Origin of the sequence: Ochrobactrum sp. P6BSIII (assembly GCF_014138065.1) — a bacterium.
In the GTDB taxonomy this organism is placed as follows: Bacteria; Pseudomonadota; Alphaproteobacteria; order Rhizobiales; family Rhizobiaceae; genus Brucella.
In genome coordinates this window covers 121,042-138,062 of sequence record NZ_JACGXB010000003.1, presented here as the reverse complement: position 1 = coordinate 138,062, position 17,021 = coordinate 121,042, and the positions used below count along the sequence as shown (strand labels likewise).

The following is a 17,021-nucleotide window of genomic DNA, read 5'->3' as shown; positions in this document are numbered from 1 at the left end:
AGGACGAAATTCCCTCCATCTCACTATCCGGTTTATGCGCGTAAAAAACGCTTGTCCAGACACCAAGCCCTTAGGACGGCACGATGTCGCAGGCGGATTTGCTTGATTAATTTGATGGATACACAGCAAAGCTGCGGCCAAGGCTAAAGACCGGCCCGGATGACCTGAAGTTTTCAGTTTTCGCCGTTCTCCGCGAGAAACCCGCCGGACTGGCGTGCCCAGAGGCCAGCATAGATACCGCCTTTGGCGATAAGTTCCTCATGCGTGCCCTCTTCGACGATCCGGCCCTGGTCCATGACCACCAGACGGTCGAGTGCGGCAATGGTCGACAGACGATGCGCAATGGCAATCACCGTCTTGCCTTCCATGAGTCGCTTCAGATTTTCCTGTATCGACGCTTCGACTTCCGAATCGAGCGCCGAGGTCGCCTCGTCGAGAATCAGAATGGGCGCATCTTTCAGCACGGCGCGTGCAATGGCGATGCGCTGGCGCTGGCCGCCCGAAAGTTTGACACCGCGCTCGCCCACAAAGGCATCGAACGACTTGCGGCCCTGAAAATCTTCAAGATTGGCGATGAAACCGTCAGCTTCCGCCTGCCGGGTCGCCTTCTGCAATTCCTCGTCGGTGGCATCGTCACGGGCCAGCATGATGTTATCGCGCAGCGAGCGATGCAAAAGTGCGGTTTCCTGACTGACGACTGCAAAGGCGTGGCGGAGCGAGGTCTGCGTGACGTCGCGTATATCCTGCCCATCCACCGCGATGGAGCCCTTTTCGACATCGTAGAGGCGCAGGATCAGATTGACGAGCGTGGTCTTGCCCGCGCCGGAATGGCCGACCAGCCCCACGCGCTCGCCGCCCCGCACAGTCAGATTGATGTTCTGGAGAACGCCCGCGCCCTTGCCGTAATGGAAGGTCACGTCGCGCACATCGATGCGCGCATCACTGACCACCAAAGGCTTTGCGCCCGGCCGGTCTTCAAGGCCGAGCGGTGCAGAGACGAGGCGCATCGAATTCTCGATCAGCCCGAGCTGACGCAACATGCCGTTGAGCTGCATCATGAGGCGTCCAAGCAGCATATTGAGACGCAGCACGAGACCGAGCGTGAAGGACACCTGACCGACCGTGATGGCATCCTTTGTCCACAGATCGATGGCAATCGCCGCAACGCTCACGATCATCAGGCCAGACAAGGCCGTCAGCGACACACGCACGCCGGTCAATGACCGCATGAAAGGCAGGATCGCCGCGAGATAGCGTTCGAAACCATCGCGCAGATAGCGCTCGTCATCATCCGCAGTGTTGAGCTTGATGGTCTGAATGTTGGAATAGCTGTCAACGATCCGCCCGTTGATCATGGAACCCGCTTCGGCAGAAGCTTCTGCATTCTTGCGGATTCGCGGCAGAAAGCGCCATGCGATGAAGCCGAAAGCGATAATCCAGACGATGACCGCAGCGGCCAGCCGCCAGTCGAGCCGACCGACCAGAAACAGCGTGGTGACGCTGTAGATCGTCATGAACCAGACGGACTGGATGAGACTTTCGATCAGGTCGCCCGCCGCCTGCCCGGCCTGCCAGACCTTTGTGGCGATACGCCCCGCGAAATCATTCTGGAAAAAGGCATAGGACTGGCGCAGCACATAGGAATTCGCCTGCCAGCGGATCATGTTGTAGAAGCCGGGCGACATGGTCTGGTCTTCCAGCAGGGTCGTTGCCGCGGTGACGACCAGCCGGATCACCAGAACTGTGAAGCCCATGAAAAGAAGCTCGGGGCCGGCGGCCTCGATGAGCGCAGACCAGCTGCGCTCTATGGTGCCTTTGCCAGCTTGATCCAGAATATCAACCAGACGCCCGGTGAAATAAAATAGTGCAGCTTCCACCAGCGGCAGAAGCCCGCCTGCCGCAAGCGCTGCGGCAAGCGGCCATTTGGCCTGACGCGCATAATGCCAGAGGAAAGCCATTGTGGTTGAAGGCGGTCTCAGATTGTCCGGTTCACGGAAGGGATCAACCCAACGTTCGAACAGGCTGTAGACCGCTTTCATCAATAGCGTTTTCCTTACTTGACCAGCGCATCCTCGGAATTGTCTTCGAAGCCGAGGAACCCGCCGGATTGACGTGCCCATAGACTTGCATAAATGCCGCCGAGCGCAACAAGTTCCTCATGCGTGCCGTCTTCGACGATCCGTCCCTTGTCCATCACGATCAGGCGATCAAGCGCGGCAATGGTGGAAAGACGATGCGCAATCGCAATGACCGTCTTGCCTTCCATCAGCGTATTGAGGCTGTCCTGAATGGCCGCTTCCACTTCCGAATCGAGCGCGGATGTCGCCTCGTCGAGAATGAGGATCGGCGCATCTTTCAGCATCACGCGCGCAATCGCGATACGCTGGCGCTGACCACCGGACAGCTTGACGCCGCGTTCACCCACATGCGCTTCCAACCCGCGCCGTCCCTTCGGATCGGTGAGGAGCGGAACAAACTGGTCTGCCTGCGCAAGACGGATCGCCTGCTGCAACATTTCCTCGGTCGCATCGGGCCTGCCATACATGATGTTTTCGCGCACGGTGCGGTGCAGAAGCGACGTGTCCTGCGTGACCATGCCGATATTGGCGCGCAGAGAATCCTGCGACACTTTCGAAATATCCTGACCATCGATCAGAATGCGGCCCTTCTCCAGATCGTAGAAGCGCAGCAGCAGATTGACCAGCGTGGACTTGCCTGCACCGGAACGTCCGACCAGACCAACTTTCTGGCCCGGCGGAATCTTCAGCGTCAGGTTTTCCAGAACGCCCTTGCCCTTGCCGTAGTGGAAGCCGACCTGATCGAAATCCAGTTCACCCTTGGTCACATGCAGAGCCGGAGCATTGGGCACGTCCACCACTTCATGCGCACGCGCAATCGTGGTGATACCGTCTTCCACCGTGCCGATATTCTCGAACAGCGCCGACATTTCCCACATGATCCATTGCGACATGCCGTTGAGGCGCAGCACCAGACCGATGCCGACAGCCACCGCGCCCACGGTCACGGCTTCCTGCATCCAGAGGCCGATACCGATCACACCGACTGCAAACAGCAGCAGGCAGTTCGACACATAAAGCGTGAAGTGGAACATCGTCACGAGACGCATCTGACGATGCACCGTGCCGAGGAAACCATCGAGGCTTTCGCGCACATAGGATTCCTCGCGGCTCGAATGCGAGAACAGCTTGACGGTCGCAATATTGGTATAACTGTCGACGATGCGGCCCGTCATGGTCGAGCGCGCATCGGCCTGCTGTTCCGAAATCACCCGCAAACGCGGAATGAAGAAGCGCAGCAGAAGCATATAAACCACGAGCCAGACGAGGAACGGGATCATCAGACGCAGATCGGCGGAGGCCGCGATGAACAGCGTGCCCGCAAAATAGACGATGACATAGTTCAGAACGTCGAGCAGCTTCATCACCGTTTCGCGCACGGCAAGAGCGGTCTGCATCAGCTTGGTTGAAATGCGTCCGGCAAATTCGTCCTGAAAAAACGCCATCGACTGGCGGATCAGATAACGATGCATCAGCCAGCGCACGCGCATGGGATAATTGCCAAGCAGCGTCTGATGGATCACCAGCGAGTGCACCAGCACCACGCCCGGCAGGCCCACCAGCACGACACCGGCAATCAATGCCAGCCGCCAGCCTTCATTGCTCAGAAAGGTCTCGCGCGACTGGTGAGAAAGCCAGTCCACAATATTGCCCATGAAGGCAAACAGCGACACTTCGATGATTGCAATCAGGGTGGTGAAAATTGCCATGCCGATAATCCACGGCCAGGCGCCGCGGGTATAATAAAGGCAAAACGCGACCAGACCGCGCGGAGGTTCCTGCGGCGGCTCTTCAGGATAGGCATTGAGTCGGTGTTCGAACCACTTAAACATGGCGCTCCTTTTAGGCGGGCCTCAAGCAATTGCCAAGACTTGACCGGAACAAAACAGGAATATTTTTGCGATCCGACGGGATCTGTAAAGACTATCCGTATCAGGATGTTGACGCATGGACCGCGCCCGATATGCAGCCTTGCGGCGACAGCCATTTCGCGTTACCCGCTTCATATGGATCTGCGCGTCGCCCTTTACCAGCCCGACATTCCCGGCAACACGGGAACAATTCTGCGCATGGCCGCATGTCTCGGCTTTGCCGTAGACCTGATAGAGCCTGCGGGTTTCGACATTTCCGATCGCTCACTGAAGCGTGCGGGCATGGATTATCTGGCACAGGCCGCGCTGACGCGACACGCCGACTGGAACCATTTCGAAGACTGGCGCAAACAAGCTGGACGCCGCATCGTACTGCTCTCCACCAAGGCTGCAATCCCCTATACAGACTACCGTTTTCAGGGGAATGACATTCTCCTCTTCGGGCGTGAATCCTCCGGCGTGCCGGATGCGGTCCACGACAGCGCCGATGCGCGTCTGTTGATCCCGATGGTTCCCGGTACCCGCTCCCTCAATCTTGCGGTTTCGGTCGCCATGACAGCAGGGGAAGCTTTGCGCCAGATGAGAAGCGAAAGTGATTCTGATTCAAAAGCATTTCCAGCAAAAGTGCGAAGCGGTTTTGCGTCGGATAAAGCGTGAACTAACAAGACCATAGGCGTCTTGGCGGAATCAGTACTCGAATTGCCCGCAGTATGCGTCGCGGATTGACCGGACCGCCGCGCATCGCCCCCATTTCCGGTTCGAAAGGCGCGCTTCATTCCATGAAACTGTCTGCTCGCACTGCCGTTCTTGCGGCATCCACCCTGTCGCTGCTGACCGCTGCTCCGGCCTTTGCTCAGGAAGCCGCCAAGGGCGCCGAACGTCTGGCGCCCAAAGTCATGGTCATCACCATGTTTGGTGAGGAAGCCAAGCCATGGCTGGAAGGTGAAAACTTCACGCAGAAGATCAAGCTGCCGGGCTTGAGCCCTGAATATCCGGAGATCGACTGCACCGCTGCCGGCCTTTGCCATATGACAACCGCCATGGGTTTTGCCAATGCTGCAAGCTCCACAGCGGCCATGGCGCTCAGCGACAAGCTCGACCTCAGCCACACCTATTTTCTGATTGCAGGCATTGCGGGCGTCGATCCGCAGCACGGCACACTCGGTTCGGCCCATTGGGCAAAATATGTCATCGATGCCAATCTCAGCCACCGCATCGACATTCGTGAAGCGCCGGAAGGCTGGAGCACGGATTTCTTCGGTCTTGGTGCGGCCAAGCCCGGCGAAAAGCCGAAATGGGCTGCCGGCACGGAAGTCTTTGAACTGAACGGCAAGCTGGCCGATTATGCGCTGGCCACCACGAAGGATGTCGCCCTTTTCGATGGCGACGACGCTAAGGAATATCGCAAGCGCTACACGCAGGAAGCCGCCACCGGCGCGCCGAAAGTCACTATTTGCGATACGGCGTCCGGTGACACCTACTGGCATGGTGCAAAGCTCGGTGAAGCGATGAGCGATTGGGCCAAACTTCTGACCGACGGCAAAGCCGATTACTGCACCTCGCAGATGGAAGACAATGCCACGCTGACAGCGCTCAAGCGCGCTGCGGATGCGGGCAAGGTGGATTTCAACCGCATCGCCGTCCTGCGCACCTCTTCAAATTTCGACCGGCAGGGCAAGGACCAGACCGCCATTGATTCCCTCGGCGCAAAGTCGGGCGGTTTCCCGCTGGCCACGACCAATGCTTACCGGGTCGGCAAAGCCTATGCAGACAGCATCATCGGCAAGTGGGACGCATGGGAAAAAGCACCGCAAACCGCTGCGGAATAAGGTCGTAACGGTATAACGACTCAAGATGAATGGCACCCAATGCGGCAGTTATTGGGTGCCATTTATTGCGATCCAATTTGAATCCAGTTTCAAGCAGTTGGCGGCAGAAATTGAATCAAATCTTCAATCCGCGGTTGGCAGCCGACGCATGGTGAATTCGATCACATCGTCGGGTCGTTCACACCAGCTTTCAATCTCGGTCCAGTAGGCCGATTTGGGAAATGTATCGAACCATTCCCGCGCTTTTTCGCGCGCTGCCTGACGCGGCAGGGTGAATGTTTCACGGATGAAACCGTCGCGTGGCAACCGGCTTTTCTTGGCGCTGTTTTGGGCGCGGCTCTTCTCCAGCTGCTTACGCAAGCCTTCGAGCGGAGGACGGGGCGGTGCTGCTGTCATGCGATTGCCTCCCGGTTGGCTGGAAACACACGCATCCAGCCCCTTGATCACAAAAGATAGGGTAGCGGTTTTGCAAAGACGAGTCTTTTCTTGGGGAGAGCGATTTCGCCAAACTGTCGAAGCCGGTCTTCGCCCTATGCGCGCGGGGCGGAACTTGCTAAGCCAGCAGATATAGCAAAGCCTATTTCACCTTGCCATTTAACCTTGGCTGCACGCAGCGATCCGGCAGATTGCGCCGAGAGGAAACAACCAATGCAACGCGACGAAATTCCCGCTATCATCCCCCACGATATCGAGGAAAAGAAGCAGGCGGCGCAACGCTGGTTCGAGGAACTGCGCGACCGCATCTGCTCAAGCTTCGAGCAACTGGAAGACGAGCTGCAAGGCCCCCTGTCCGACCGTGAGCCGGGCCGCTTCGTGCGCACGCCCTGGCTGAAGGAAGAAGGCAAAGGTGGCGGCGGTGTCATGTCGATCATGCACGGGCGCGTTTTCGAAAAAGTCGGCGTTCACGTGTCCACCGTCTATGGCGAGTTCTCGCCGGAATTCCGCAAGCAGATCCCCGGTGCGGAAGAAGACCCGCGCTATTGGGCAAGCGGCATTTCGCTGATCGCGCATCCACAAAACCCGAATGTGCCAGCCGTTCATATGAACACGCGCATGGTCGTGACGAGCCGTCAGTGGTTTGGTGGTGGCGCTGACCTGACCCCGGTTCTCGACCGCCGGCGCACGCAGGAAGATGCCGACACGCTGGCCTTTCACAAGGCATTCCGCTTCATCTGCGAAAAGCACAAGAATGTTGTCGACTATCAGCGCGTGAAGGACTGGTGCGACGAGTATTTCTTCCTGCCGCATCGCAATGAACCGCGCGGCACCGGCGGCATCTTCTATGACTGGCTGCATTCGTCGGATGAAAATGGCGGCTGGGATGCCGATTTCGCCTATACACGCGATGTGGGTCGCGGCTTTTCCGTCGTTTATCCGCATCTGGTGCGCCAGAACTTCAATCAAGACTGGACGCAGGCCGACCGCGACGAACAGCTTGTGCGCCGTGGCCGCTATGTCGAGTTCAACCTGCTCTATGATCGCGGCACGATCTTCGGCCTGAAGACCGGCGGCAACGTGAACTCCATTCTGTCGTCCATGCCACCCGTGGTGAAATGGCCGTAATTTTTTAAATAGAAAGGGCCGGATAACCGGCCCTTTCTTATATGCCAAAAGCGGGATGATGCGTGATGTCACCTTGCGGCATGTCTGGCCCAAAGGCCAGACACTGGACATATTCCGCAGCTATGCCCGGCATTTTCAGTCGTGGATCAGCTTTGAAGCCGAACCGCCTGTAATAGCCGGGGTCGCCCACCAGAACGCAGCCTTTCGCGCCGTCGGCCTGCAACAGGGCAAGACCTTCACGGACGAGAGCCCCGCCGATCCCTTCGCCTTGCCTTTCGGGTCGAACCGAGATGGGACCAAGCGCATACCAGCCCTTGTCCTCCCCGCCGATCTGAACCGGCGAGAAGGCCACATGACCGAGAACCGCGTCCCCGTCCACTGCAACCAGCGACAAAGTGAGCGCCGAGGCTGCACGAAGTGCATCGACGATCTCCCCTTCCCTCTGGTTACTATAAGGAACCGTGCTGAATGCTTCATCCGTCAGATGACGGATTGCAGCGATATCATCGGGCTTTTCCTTGCGAAGATACATGACGCCCTCCCTCAACGGTTATTGAGCTGAGCGCGAACATTCTCGCGCCCTTTAAGAGAAATGCGATAGGGACTGCCTGATCGGGATTCGATCAGCCGTTTGCGCCGCAATTGCTGGAACACAGCCATTGTACAATCGGCGAGCAGGTAACCCTCGCGGGTATAGCATTCGATTTCGCAGACGCGTCCGTCTTCGCGCAAATGGCGGATAAGGCCGCCTTGCGCCAGCACGTGCAACACGCGCTGTTCAATACGTGAGATATTCATTGTTGTTCATGCCTGGATGGAAACCATAACAAGCATCAGCACTCGCGGACAGCGCACGGCTATCCACGGCCAATGCCGTTCCCGTCCCTGAACAACTGCCCGATCAGACGCTCTCAGCGTCCGTCATCACAGTTCTTGTTCGGAACGATTAAAGGCTTCCAACAATCTCCAGCATCAACAATTCCTCTTTCAGAGGTGGGAAGGTCAAAGGGCCGATCGACCCTCTGACCCGCATGTAAGAGCGCAGATAGCGAAAGTCAAATCCCATCAGGCCTTTGGCTGATTGCGGAGCTTCTCGGCTTCTGCGTAGAACTTCTTTTCCCACTCATTGTGGTTGTCCAGCCCTTCCTTGATGAAGGGCGTGAAGATCGCGAGGTTCATCAGGCACCAGTTTACGAAACGGGCCGGGAATTTCAGTGGCTTCACGAAGTCGACAAACAGAACCACGCGCGTCTTGTCAGTGTGGTTCCACGCCTCATGCTCATAGGCGTCGTCGAAGATGAGAACCTTGCCCTCATGCCAATGGCAAACCTGCTTGTCCACGCGAATGGCCAGCTTTTCATTCGGCTCCGGCACGATGAGGCCGAGATGCAGGCGCAGCACGCCATTATAAGGGCCGCGATGCGGCGGCAGATGCTTGCCCGGTTCAAAGATCGAGAACATTGCCGTGGTCAGGCCCGGGATCTTGTTCACGATGCGCCATGTTTCCGGGCAGGTCTTGATGTTCTGCTCCGACTTCACGCCGAAGCCGAGCAGGAAGAATGTCTTCCAGCGATTATCGGTGGAAATCGTCTTCACGTCGGTCGAAATATCCTGAAAGGACGGCAGCTCGCTTTGGCGCAGCAGGATCGTGTCCAGCTCCTTGCGAATGGCGGGCCATTCCTTTTCAATTTCTGCCGCCCATGGGAAGGTCGCATTGTCATAAACAGGCGGATTGCCGAGCTTGGCATATTTCAGATTGAGGCTTTCCGCCCAGGAGACGATCCCCATGAAAAACCGGGTGATTTTGCTCGGGCGGTCCATTGCGGCCAGACCTTCAGTGCCGAATTTCTGTTTCGGATCAGAAGCTGCCTTATCTTGGATCGATGTATCGGGATTGGACATTTCATGCTCTTTCAAATCGGCGCTGAAAAGATTCCCAGCCATAAACTGATGAAACTACGGCTGAATTTTGCACACAAGCGGTCAGCTGTTCATTTTATCGCGATCAAGTTTCTCCAGAAGAGTGGCCCGGTCAAGGCTAAAACCGGAGTCGATCCAGAAAGTTTCAAGCGACCGCAACGCCACACCCAGACCCGGACCTTTTTCCACGCCAAGCGCCAGAAGATCGCCGCCCGTCACGGGAAAGACAGGGGCTTCATAATGTTCCGCTGTTTCGAGCAAACGGGAAAAGCCGCCAGCGCGGATCATGGCGTCATCGCTGCCAGCCGCATCGGCACGAGCCGCCGCATAGGCAAGCTTGATCCGGTCCACCACCGCCTGTTTGCTGCCGCGATAAATCACCTTCTTCAAGGCCTGTTCGGACAGCTCCGGCTTGACGGCATCCGCCCGCGCCCAGGCCTCCAGCCGCGCACGCTCGGCATTGGACATTTTCAGGCGCTTGCCCATTTCTTCCATGCGCACGGCATCCGGCGGCACGATGCTCTCAAGCCGCAACAGCGGATCGGCCGACCAGCCAAGATCGCCTTCGGAACGCACCAGGCCATGAATGGCGTCGATGCCCCATTTCTCGCTTTCGGGCAGAACGAGATTCAGCACGCCACCCTGCCGCATCCACAAAAGGGCGCGCGACGGATCGGGAGCCGACAGGAGTTTCTTCAGCTCCGACCATACGCGTTCGGCTGAAAGCTGCTCGATGCCGTCCTTCAGCCTTGCGCTGGCGCGCAGGCCTTCGGCTTCCGGACGCCCGGAACCATACCAGGCGAAAAAGCGGAAAAAGCGCAGGATACGCAGGTAATCCTCGCGAATGCGCTGTTCGGCATCGCCGATGAAACGCAATGTCCGGGTTTCAATATCGGCAAGCCCGCCGACATGATCGATGATTTTGCCGTCCGCCGTCGCATAGAGCGCATTGATGGTGAAGTCGCGCCGCTCGGCATCGGTTTTCCAGTCGGTTCCAAAGGCAACCTTGGCATGGCGGCCATCGGTCTCGACATCCTTGCGCAACGTCGTCACTTCATAGGCATGTCCGTGGGCGACAACAGTGATCGTGCCGTGTTCGATGCCCGTCGGGACAGGCTTGAACCCTGCTTCCTCGGCCAATCGAACCGTTTCCTGCGGCACATGCGTGGTGGCAAGATCGACATCGCTGACAGCGGTGCCCAGCAATGTGTTGCGCACCGCACCGCCGACCACGCGCGCTTCCCCGCCGTCGCGGTTCAAGGCCTTGAACAGCGCCTGCAGGGACTTCGACTTCAACCAGGTCGCCGTGTCGGAAATGTTCACATTGTCGCTCAAACGTAGAGCCTTTCATAAAGTCCGCGAATGATTCCGGCGGTAATCCCCCAGATGAATCGCTCGTGATAGGGCATGGCGTAATAAAAGCGTTCCTTGCCGTTGAGCACCCTGCTTTCGCGCCGGTGATTGGCCGGATTCATCAGGAAAGACAATGGCACCTCGAAAATATCGGCCACCTCATCCGGGTTCGGATGCAGGTCGAACGGTGTCTTGACCACAGCCAGAACCGGCGTGATCGAAAAGCCGCTGCCGGTCAGATAGCGTGGCAGATTGCCAATGATCTCTGCGCGCTCGGCAGCGAGACCGATTTCCTCATTGGCCTCGCGAAGCGCTGCATGTTCCGCCGTTCCGTCGCCCGGATCGATGGCTCCGCCCGGAAACGCGATCTGGCCCGAATGTTTTCGCAACGTATCGGTGCGCTGGGTGAGAAGCACCGTCGCATCAGGACCGCGATCCACCACAGGCACCAGCACAGCTGCGTCGCGCATCTGGGACGTCACCATGGCCTGCGTGAAGTCAGGATTGAGCGAATGATCGCCGGTAATCTCGCTGTGATCCGGCTGCCAGCTGCGAACGCGATTGGCAAAATCACCAGCGGAAAACGCCGAAAGGGATTTCAGACCCCGTTCCATCAGTACACCATCATTTCTGGGCTGCTTCCAGCGCATCCGCTGGCATGATCGGAAAGACGGCGCCGCCGGACCGCACAGCAAACATCGTCACGCCGTCGATCTCGATTTCCTCGCCAAGCCCGACCAGATCATACATCACGGAGCGCGTCACCAGCGCTTCCAGACGCCCGCGAACAAGTACATAGGGTTTCAATCCGTCGCTTTCTTCTTCAACGACGAACCGCAACGGATGCTCCGCATCGACTTCCACCACGTCGCCGACATTAGTGCGGAATGTCAGCGACTGTTCCACGCCCTCACCGGAAACCTGCATTTCAACAGCAATGAACGGCGCATCTTCGACACGGATGCCGACCTTTTCGACCGGCGTGACCAGATAGGTCTTGCCGTCCTCGTCCTTGCGCAGCACGGTGGAGAACAGGCGCACCAGCTGTTTGCGGCCAATCGGCGTCCCCATATAAAACCAGGTGCCGTCGGCCTTGATCTCCATGTCGAGGTCGCCGCAGAAATCGGGGTTCCACCGCTCGACAGGCGGAATGCCGCGCTCTTTCGTTGACGGACCGCTTTGCGCATCGGCATGGGCGCGCGCGATCAGGGCTTCCAGACCGCTGGTCGTCCCGGCGCTTTGCATCGCGTTTTGCGGCGCAACTTTGCCTATAGGGGTGCTCTTTGTCATCCGACTCGGTTATTCCTGTTCGAATGTGTTTAATATGATGGAAGTCATGAAATAGTCACCGTTTCGCGGCTTGTCAGCATTATATGCGATTTATAAGGCACGTCCGCCAGAGCGGTCACATATTGCGAGGTCACCATGAGCGTCGTCATCACGCCTGAAACCGCCAACTCCGAGCAGATTGTTGCGGAAGCCGAACGGGCGCTCGCAGATATTGCCCGCATCAAGGAAGGCGTCGGCACGGTTATCTTCGGACAAGAAAGTGTGATCGAGCGCACGCTCGTCGCCATTCTGGCAGGCGGCCATGCGCTGCTGGTCGGTGTGCCCGGCCTTGCCAAGACCAAGCTGGTGGAAACGCTGGGCGTGGTGCTCGGCCTCTCCGGCCAGCGCATCCAGTTCACGCCTGACCTGATGCCTTCCGACATCATCGGTTCGGAAGTCATGGAACAGGATGCCGATGGTCGCCGCTCGTTCCGCTATCTCAAGGGGCCGATTTTCGCACAGCTCCTGATGGCTGACGAAATCAACCGCGCGAGCCCCCGCACCCAGTCCGCGCTGTTGCAGGCCATGCAGGAATATCATGTCACGGTCGCTGGCCAGCGTTATGACCTGCCTGCGCCATTCCACGTTCTCGCAACACAGAACCCGCTGGAACAGGAAGGCACCTATCCGCTGCCGGAAGCCCAGCTCGACCGTTTCCTGATGCAGATCGATATTCTCTATCCGGAACTCGACGCCGAGCGCCGCATTCTTCTCGAAACTACAGGCGTCGCCGAAGCGAAGCCCTACGAGATTCTCGATGCGGAACGTCTGAAGCAGATGCAGACACTCGTGCGCCGTATGCCGGTTTCGGAAAACGTCGTCGAAGCGATCCTGAAGCTGGTACGCTCCGCGCGTCCCGATGCCGACAATGATCACGCCAGGCAGCATATCGCATGGGGCCCCGGTCCTCGCGCCAGTCAGGCGCTGATGCTCTGCGCCCGCGCCCGTGCGCTTTATGATGGCCGCCTCGCCCCTTCGGTCGACGATGTGAAGGCACTGGCCGAGCCGGTGCTGCAACATCGCATGGCGCTCAATTTCGCAGCCCGCGCCGATGGCATGCACATCCGCGATGTCATCGCCAATCTGGTAAAGGCTGCTGTCTGATGGTCATCGGCACGCAAGTTTCCACCGCAGATCGCAAGGATACGCTGGCCCGCGCACGTGCACGGGCGGCGGCGATCCCCGATCTGCTGGTTGAAGCCCAGCGTGTCGTCAATACCGTCATGAATGGCTGGCACGGACGGCGCAAACGCGGCCCCGGCGAGAATTTCTGGCAGTTCCGCCCCTATGTGCAGGGCGAGCAGCTTTCGCGTATCGACTGGCGGCGCTCCGCCCGCGACGATCACACCTATGTTCGCGACCGCGAATGGGAATCGGCCCATACCGTGTGGCTGTGGTGCGATTTCTCGCCCTCCATGCTCTACCGCTCGCAAATGTCGCCTGTTTCCAAGGAAGCCCGCGCGCTGGTGCTGACGCTGGCGCTGGCGGAAATCCTGTCACGCTCCGGCGAGCGCATCGCCTTTCCGGCACTGATCCCGCCTTTCGCTGCCCGCAATGGCGCGGAGCGTCTTGCAGGCGCTCTCATGCATGAAGCACCCACCAGCGCGTCCATGAGCCCGCTGCCGGATATTGCGCAGATCCGCCGTTTTTCGGAAGTCGTGCTTGTCTCGGATTTCCTGCACCCGTTCGACGAACTGACCGAACTTCTCGACCGGCTTGCGAAGCGCGGCGTGCGTGCGCATCTGGTCGAAGTTGCCGATCCCGCAGAAGAAACCTTCCCCTATTCCGGTCGCACCGAATTTCGCGATCCCGAGACAGGTGCAACACTGGTTGCCGGTCGCGCCGAAACCTATGCCGAGGATTATCGCCGTCTTTACACTGCCCGGCGCGAAACCCTGTCGGACTTCTGCAAACGGCTCGGCTGGAGCTATTCCGTGCATCGCACCGACCGTCCGGCGGCGGAAGCGCTGGCGCGCCTCCATAGTGCGCTAAGTGCAACCGGGGCATTGGGCGCGACGGGGGCCAGCGCATGAATTTTCTGCCGCTTGCCTTTGGTTCGCCGCTGATCCTCGCCGGTCTGGTTGCCTTGCCGGTGATCTGGTGGCTGCTGCGCATGACGCCGCCGCGCCCGCAGGAAGAAACCTTTCCGCCGCTGCGCATTTTGGCGCAGGTTTTCAAGCGCGAGGAAGTGCCCTCAAAAAGCCCGTGGTGGATGACGCTTCTGCGTCTGCTAATCGCCGCACTCGTGATCATGGCACTGGCAGCGCCGATCTGGAACCCGCGTCCTGTCGCGCTGACCGGTCAGGAACCGCTGGCCATTGTAGTGGATAATGGCTGGGCCGCCGCCGAAGACTGGCAGCAGCGGGTCAACGCCGCCGAAAAGCTGATCGATGACGCGGAAGGTTCCAACGCGCAGATTTACATCCTTGGCACCGCAGAACCAGCCAATGCGGAAATCGGCCCCTATGATGGCACCCGCGCCACAGAACGGCTCCAAGCCATGCAACCGCGCCCGATCCCAGTCGACCGCAAGGCGACGATGGAGCGGCTGGCTTCCGCCCTGTCGGATGGCGTCAAAATTCGCCTCGCCTTCATGAATGACGGGCTGGCGTCCCCTGCCGACGAAGAGACCTTTGCCGCATTGGACAAGACCGGCCATCTGGCAAATGTTCTCTGGTATGGTGCCAATCTTGACCGTACCCTTGCGCTGACCGGAGTGGATAACAAGGCCGACAGCCTCGAAGCCACCGCGATCCGCCCGGAAGGCGTGACCATGCCGCGCAGCCTGACGGCGGCAGCCTATGACGACAAGGGACGCCGCATCGCCGAAGCGCCACTGTCCTTTGCGCTGGGCAGCCCCGAAGGCACGGCGCATTTCAACCTGCCGGTCGAACTGCGCAACGATTTCCGCCTGATCCGCATCGACGGTGTCGAACAGGCGGGTGCAACGCATCTGATCGATGCCGGGTCTGAGCGGCGCACCATCGGCCTGATTGCCAGCGGCGACGGCGATCTCGCGCAGCCGCTTCTGTCACCGCTGCATTACATCAAGCGCGCCCTGACGCCTTACGCCAATCTGATTGAGCCGCGTTCCGCCGATCTGCTTCAGTCGGTCCCCGAACTGCTGGATGCCAAGCCGTCCATTCTCATCATGGCCGATATCGGCAACTTGCCGCCGCCTGTCGCAGAGCGGATTTCCGCATGGGTGGAAGAAGGCGGCACGCTGGTGCGCTTTGCCGGACCACGTCTGGCGGGCGCGAGCGACAATGATCCGCTGCTTCCGGTACGGTTGCGCAAGGGCGAGCGTGCGCTTGGCGGCACCTTGTCCTGGTCTGAACCGCAGAAGCTGCGCGCATTCCCGGAAAAGGGCCCTTTTGCCGGACTGCCGATCCCTGAAGATGTCAACGTCAACCGTCAGGTGCTGGCCGAACCGTCTTTCGATCTCAACGACAAGGCCTATGCCATCCTTCAGGACGGCACCCCATTGGTGACGGGTCAGCAGCGCGGTCGCGGCAACATCGTGCTGTTCCATATTTCGCCGGACGCCACATGGTCGAGCCTGCCGATTTCCGGCTCCTTCGTGGAAATGCTGCGCCGCATCGTGTCGTTGTCGCAGCGCACTGGCGCGCAGGACAATCAGGATGCCGTTTCACTGCCGCCGTTCCAGCTGCTTTCAGCCGCCGGCGCGCTGACACCGCCGACCTCGGAGGCCAAACCGCTGATCGTCGAGCGCAACAGAGAGGCCAGTGTCAGCATCAACACGCCGCCCGGTTTCTACGGCAATGAGGACGGTTTGAAAGCACTCAACATTTTCGCCGACAGCAACACCAAGCTGGAGCCGATCCGCCAGCCGACCCTCTCAGTCGGCGTCACGCCCGTCTCCTATACGGCAGATCAGTCAATATCGCTGGCAGGGCCGTTCTTTGCCGCTGCCGCCATGCTTCTGGCGCTCGATTCCCTGCTGATGCTGTGGCTGCGCGGCGCGTTCCGCCGCCGCATGAAGGTGCGCGCCAAAACGGCCACCATCGCCGTTCTTCTCGCAGGCGGCGCACTGTTCGCCCTCCTATCAGTCGGTGCTGACCGCGCCTTTGCACAAGCAGCATCGCCACAGCCGCCACAAATTCATGACGACAGCAAGCCCGGCGATGAAGCGATCATAGGCTCGGTTTCGCAGACCCATCTTGCCTATATCATCACCGGCAGCGCCGAGACCGACAATATCAGCAAGGCCGGTCTGAAAGGTCTGACCTTTGCGCTGACCGACAAGACGGCGCTGGAACCGGGCGACCCGATCGGCGTTGACCCGTCCAAAGACGAACTGGCCTTCTATCCGCTGATCTATTGGCCGATAGACCCGAATGCGCCGATGCCGAGCCCTGAAGCCATTGCCAAGGTGGACGCCTATATGCAGCAGGGCGGCACAGTGCTGTTCGACACGCGCGACCAGTTGCAGTCGGGCGCGAGCCTTGATCCATCGGTCTCCCCAGCCAATCAGCGCCTGCGCGCCATTCTCGACGACATGAATGTGCCGCCGCTCGAACCCGTGCCCGACGATCACGTTCTGACGAAATCCTTCTTCATCATGCCCGACTTTCCGGGTCGTTATGAGGGAAGCCCGCTCTGGGTGGAGGCGACAGCCCCAAATGCCTCGCCGCACGACCGTCCGGTTAGAACCGGCGACGGTGTGACGCCGATCATGATCACCGCCAATGATCTGGCAGGCGCATGGGCCGTAGATGATCAGGGCAATCCCCTGCTCCCCACCGTGCCGAACGACCCGATGCAGCGCATCTATGCCATTCGCGGCGGCGTCAATATCGTGATGTACATGCTCACCGGCAATTACAAGTCCGATCAGGTCCATGTTCCGGCCCTGCTCGAGCGGCTGGGGAATTAGAGCATGATGTTTTGCAACCATGTCATCGCCCAGTCCCGGTTCTCTTTTTCCCTCATCCTGAGGAGTCGTCAAAGACGGCGCAATATCCTGAGCTTGTCGAAGGATCGAAGGGTGAGGGAAAAACGAACGGCGCGCCTGCCCTCGTCCTTCGAGGCTTCGCTTCGCTCCGCACCTCAGGATG

Annotated in this window: 15 protein-coding genes; 6 read left to right on the top strand and 9 right to left on the bottom strand. The window is 59.2% G+C overall.

Going from position 1 to position 17,021, the window contains the following annotated elements:
* Positions 1 to 173: 173 nt before the first annotated feature.
* On the bottom strand, positions 174 to 2,039 hold the full coding sequence (locus tag FHW00_RS04980; RefSeq protein WP_078338756.1) for an ABC transporter ATP-binding protein: 1,866 nt from the start codon (positions 2,037 to 2,039) through the stop codon (positions 174 to 176).
* 14 nt (positions 2,040 to 2,053) lie between these two features.
* The gene (locus FHW00_RS04975; RefSeq protein ID WP_078338757.1) at positions 2,054 to 3,910 is read right to left on the bottom strand and encodes an ABC transporter ATP-binding protein; all 1,857 of its coding nucleotides are present in this window, start codon (positions 3,908 to 3,910) and stop codon (positions 2,054 to 2,056) included.
* A 174-nt stretch (positions 3,911 to 4,084) separates the two neighbouring features.
* On the opposite strand from FHW00_RS04975, the gene FHW00_RS04970 reads away from it, so the two are divergent.
* Entirely contained in the window at positions 4,085 to 4,606 is a 522-nt protein-coding gene (locus FHW00_RS04970; RefSeq protein ID WP_078338870.1) for a tRNA (cytidine(34)-2'-O)-methyltransferase, read from the top strand.
* 122 nt (positions 4,607 to 4,728) lie between these two features.
* Positions 4,729 to 5,778, top strand: coding sequence for a purine-nucleoside phosphorylase (locus FHW00_RS04965; protein ID WP_078338871.1), 1,050 nt, complete (start codon positions 4,729 to 4,731; stop codon positions 5,776 to 5,778).
* A gap of 123 nt (positions 5,779 to 5,901) precedes the next feature.
* Here the strand turns inward: FHW00_RS04965 and FHW00_RS04960 are convergent, their stop codons facing one another.
* Positions 5,902 to 6,174, bottom strand: a complete 273-nt coding sequence (locus tag FHW00_RS04960; protein WP_078338758.1) for a hypothetical protein — start codon at positions 6,172 to 6,174, stop codon at positions 5,902 to 5,904.
* Positions 6,175 to 6,426: 252 nt separating this feature from the next.
* Here FHW00_RS04960 and hemF point away from each other — a divergent pair, with 252 nt between their 5' ends.
* Positions 6,427 to 7,341 (top strand): oxygen-dependent coproporphyrinogen oxidase, encoded by a 915-nt coding sequence (gene hemF, locus FHW00_RS04955; protein ID WP_078338759.1) that lies wholly within the window; start codon positions 6,427 to 6,429, stop codon positions 7,339 to 7,341.
* 37 nt (positions 7,342 to 7,378) lie between these two features.
* On the opposite strand, the gene FHW00_RS04950 is transcribed toward hemF, so the two are convergent.
* The 6 genes from FHW00_RS04950 to FHW00_RS04925 all read right to left on the bottom strand — a co-directional run bounded on the left by FHW00_RS04950 (position 7,379) and on the right by FHW00_RS04925 (position 11,904).
* A complete protein-coding gene (locus tag FHW00_RS04950) occupies positions 7,379 to 7,873 on the bottom strand; it encodes a GNAT family N-acetyltransferase (protein ID WP_078338760.1) in 495 nt (164 codons plus the stop codon).
* Between the two features lie 11 nt (positions 7,874 to 7,884).
* Positions 7,885 to 8,139, bottom strand: a complete 255-nt coding sequence (locus tag FHW00_RS04945; RefSeq protein WP_078338761.1) for a YjhX family toxin — start codon at positions 8,137 to 8,139, stop codon at positions 7,885 to 7,887.
* Positions 8,140 to 8,406: 267 nt separating this feature from the next.
* Positions 8,407 to 9,243, bottom strand: coding sequence for an aspartyl/asparaginyl beta-hydroxylase domain-containing protein (locus FHW00_RS04940; RefSeq protein ID WP_078338872.1), 837 nt, complete (start codon positions 9,241 to 9,243; stop codon positions 8,407 to 8,409).
* A gap of 81 nt (positions 9,244 to 9,324) precedes the next feature.
* Positions 9,325 to 10,596 carry a CCA tRNA nucleotidyltransferase gene (locus tag FHW00_RS04935; protein WP_078338762.1) on the bottom strand — a complete coding sequence of 424 codons (1,272 nt, stop codon included), beginning with the start codon at positions 10,594 to 10,596 and terminating at the stop codon, positions 9,325 to 9,327.
* Entirely contained in the window at positions 10,593 to 11,228 is a 636-nt protein-coding gene (locus FHW00_RS04930) for a CoA pyrophosphatase (RefSeq protein WP_078338763.1), read from the bottom strand. Before FHW00_RS04930 ends, FHW00_RS04935 begins: the two co-directional genes overlap by 4 nt.
* Positions 11,229 to 11,238: 10 nt before the next feature.
* Complete coding sequence (locus FHW00_RS04925; protein WP_078338764.1) at positions 11,239 to 11,904, bottom strand: DUF1285 domain-containing protein; 666 nt, start codon at positions 11,902 to 11,904, stop codon at positions 11,239 to 11,241.
* 135 nt (positions 11,905 to 12,039) lie between these two features.
* On the opposite strand from FHW00_RS04925, the gene FHW00_RS04920 reads away from it, so the two are divergent.
* The 3 genes from FHW00_RS04920 to FHW00_RS04910 are packed head-to-tail and all read left to right on the top strand — an operon-like array spanning position 12,040 to position 16,840.
* Positions 12,040 to 13,047, top strand: coding sequence for an AAA family ATPase (locus FHW00_RS04920; protein ID WP_078338765.1), 1,008 nt, complete (start codon positions 12,040 to 12,042; stop codon positions 13,045 to 13,047).
* Positions 13,047 to 13,976 (top strand): DUF58 domain-containing protein, encoded by a 930-nt coding sequence (locus tag FHW00_RS04915; RefSeq protein ID WP_078338766.1) that lies wholly within the window; start codon positions 13,047 to 13,049, stop codon positions 13,974 to 13,976. The genes FHW00_RS04920 and FHW00_RS04915 overlap by 1 nt, the downstream gene beginning before the upstream one ends.
* Positions 13,973 to 16,840, top strand: coding sequence for a DUF4159 domain-containing protein (locus FHW00_RS04910; RefSeq protein WP_078338767.1), 2,868 nt, complete (start codon positions 13,973 to 13,975; stop codon positions 16,838 to 16,840). The genes FHW00_RS04915 and FHW00_RS04910 overlap by 4 nt, the downstream gene beginning before the upstream one ends.
* The last annotated feature ends 181 nt before the right edge of the window (positions 16,841 to 17,021 follow it).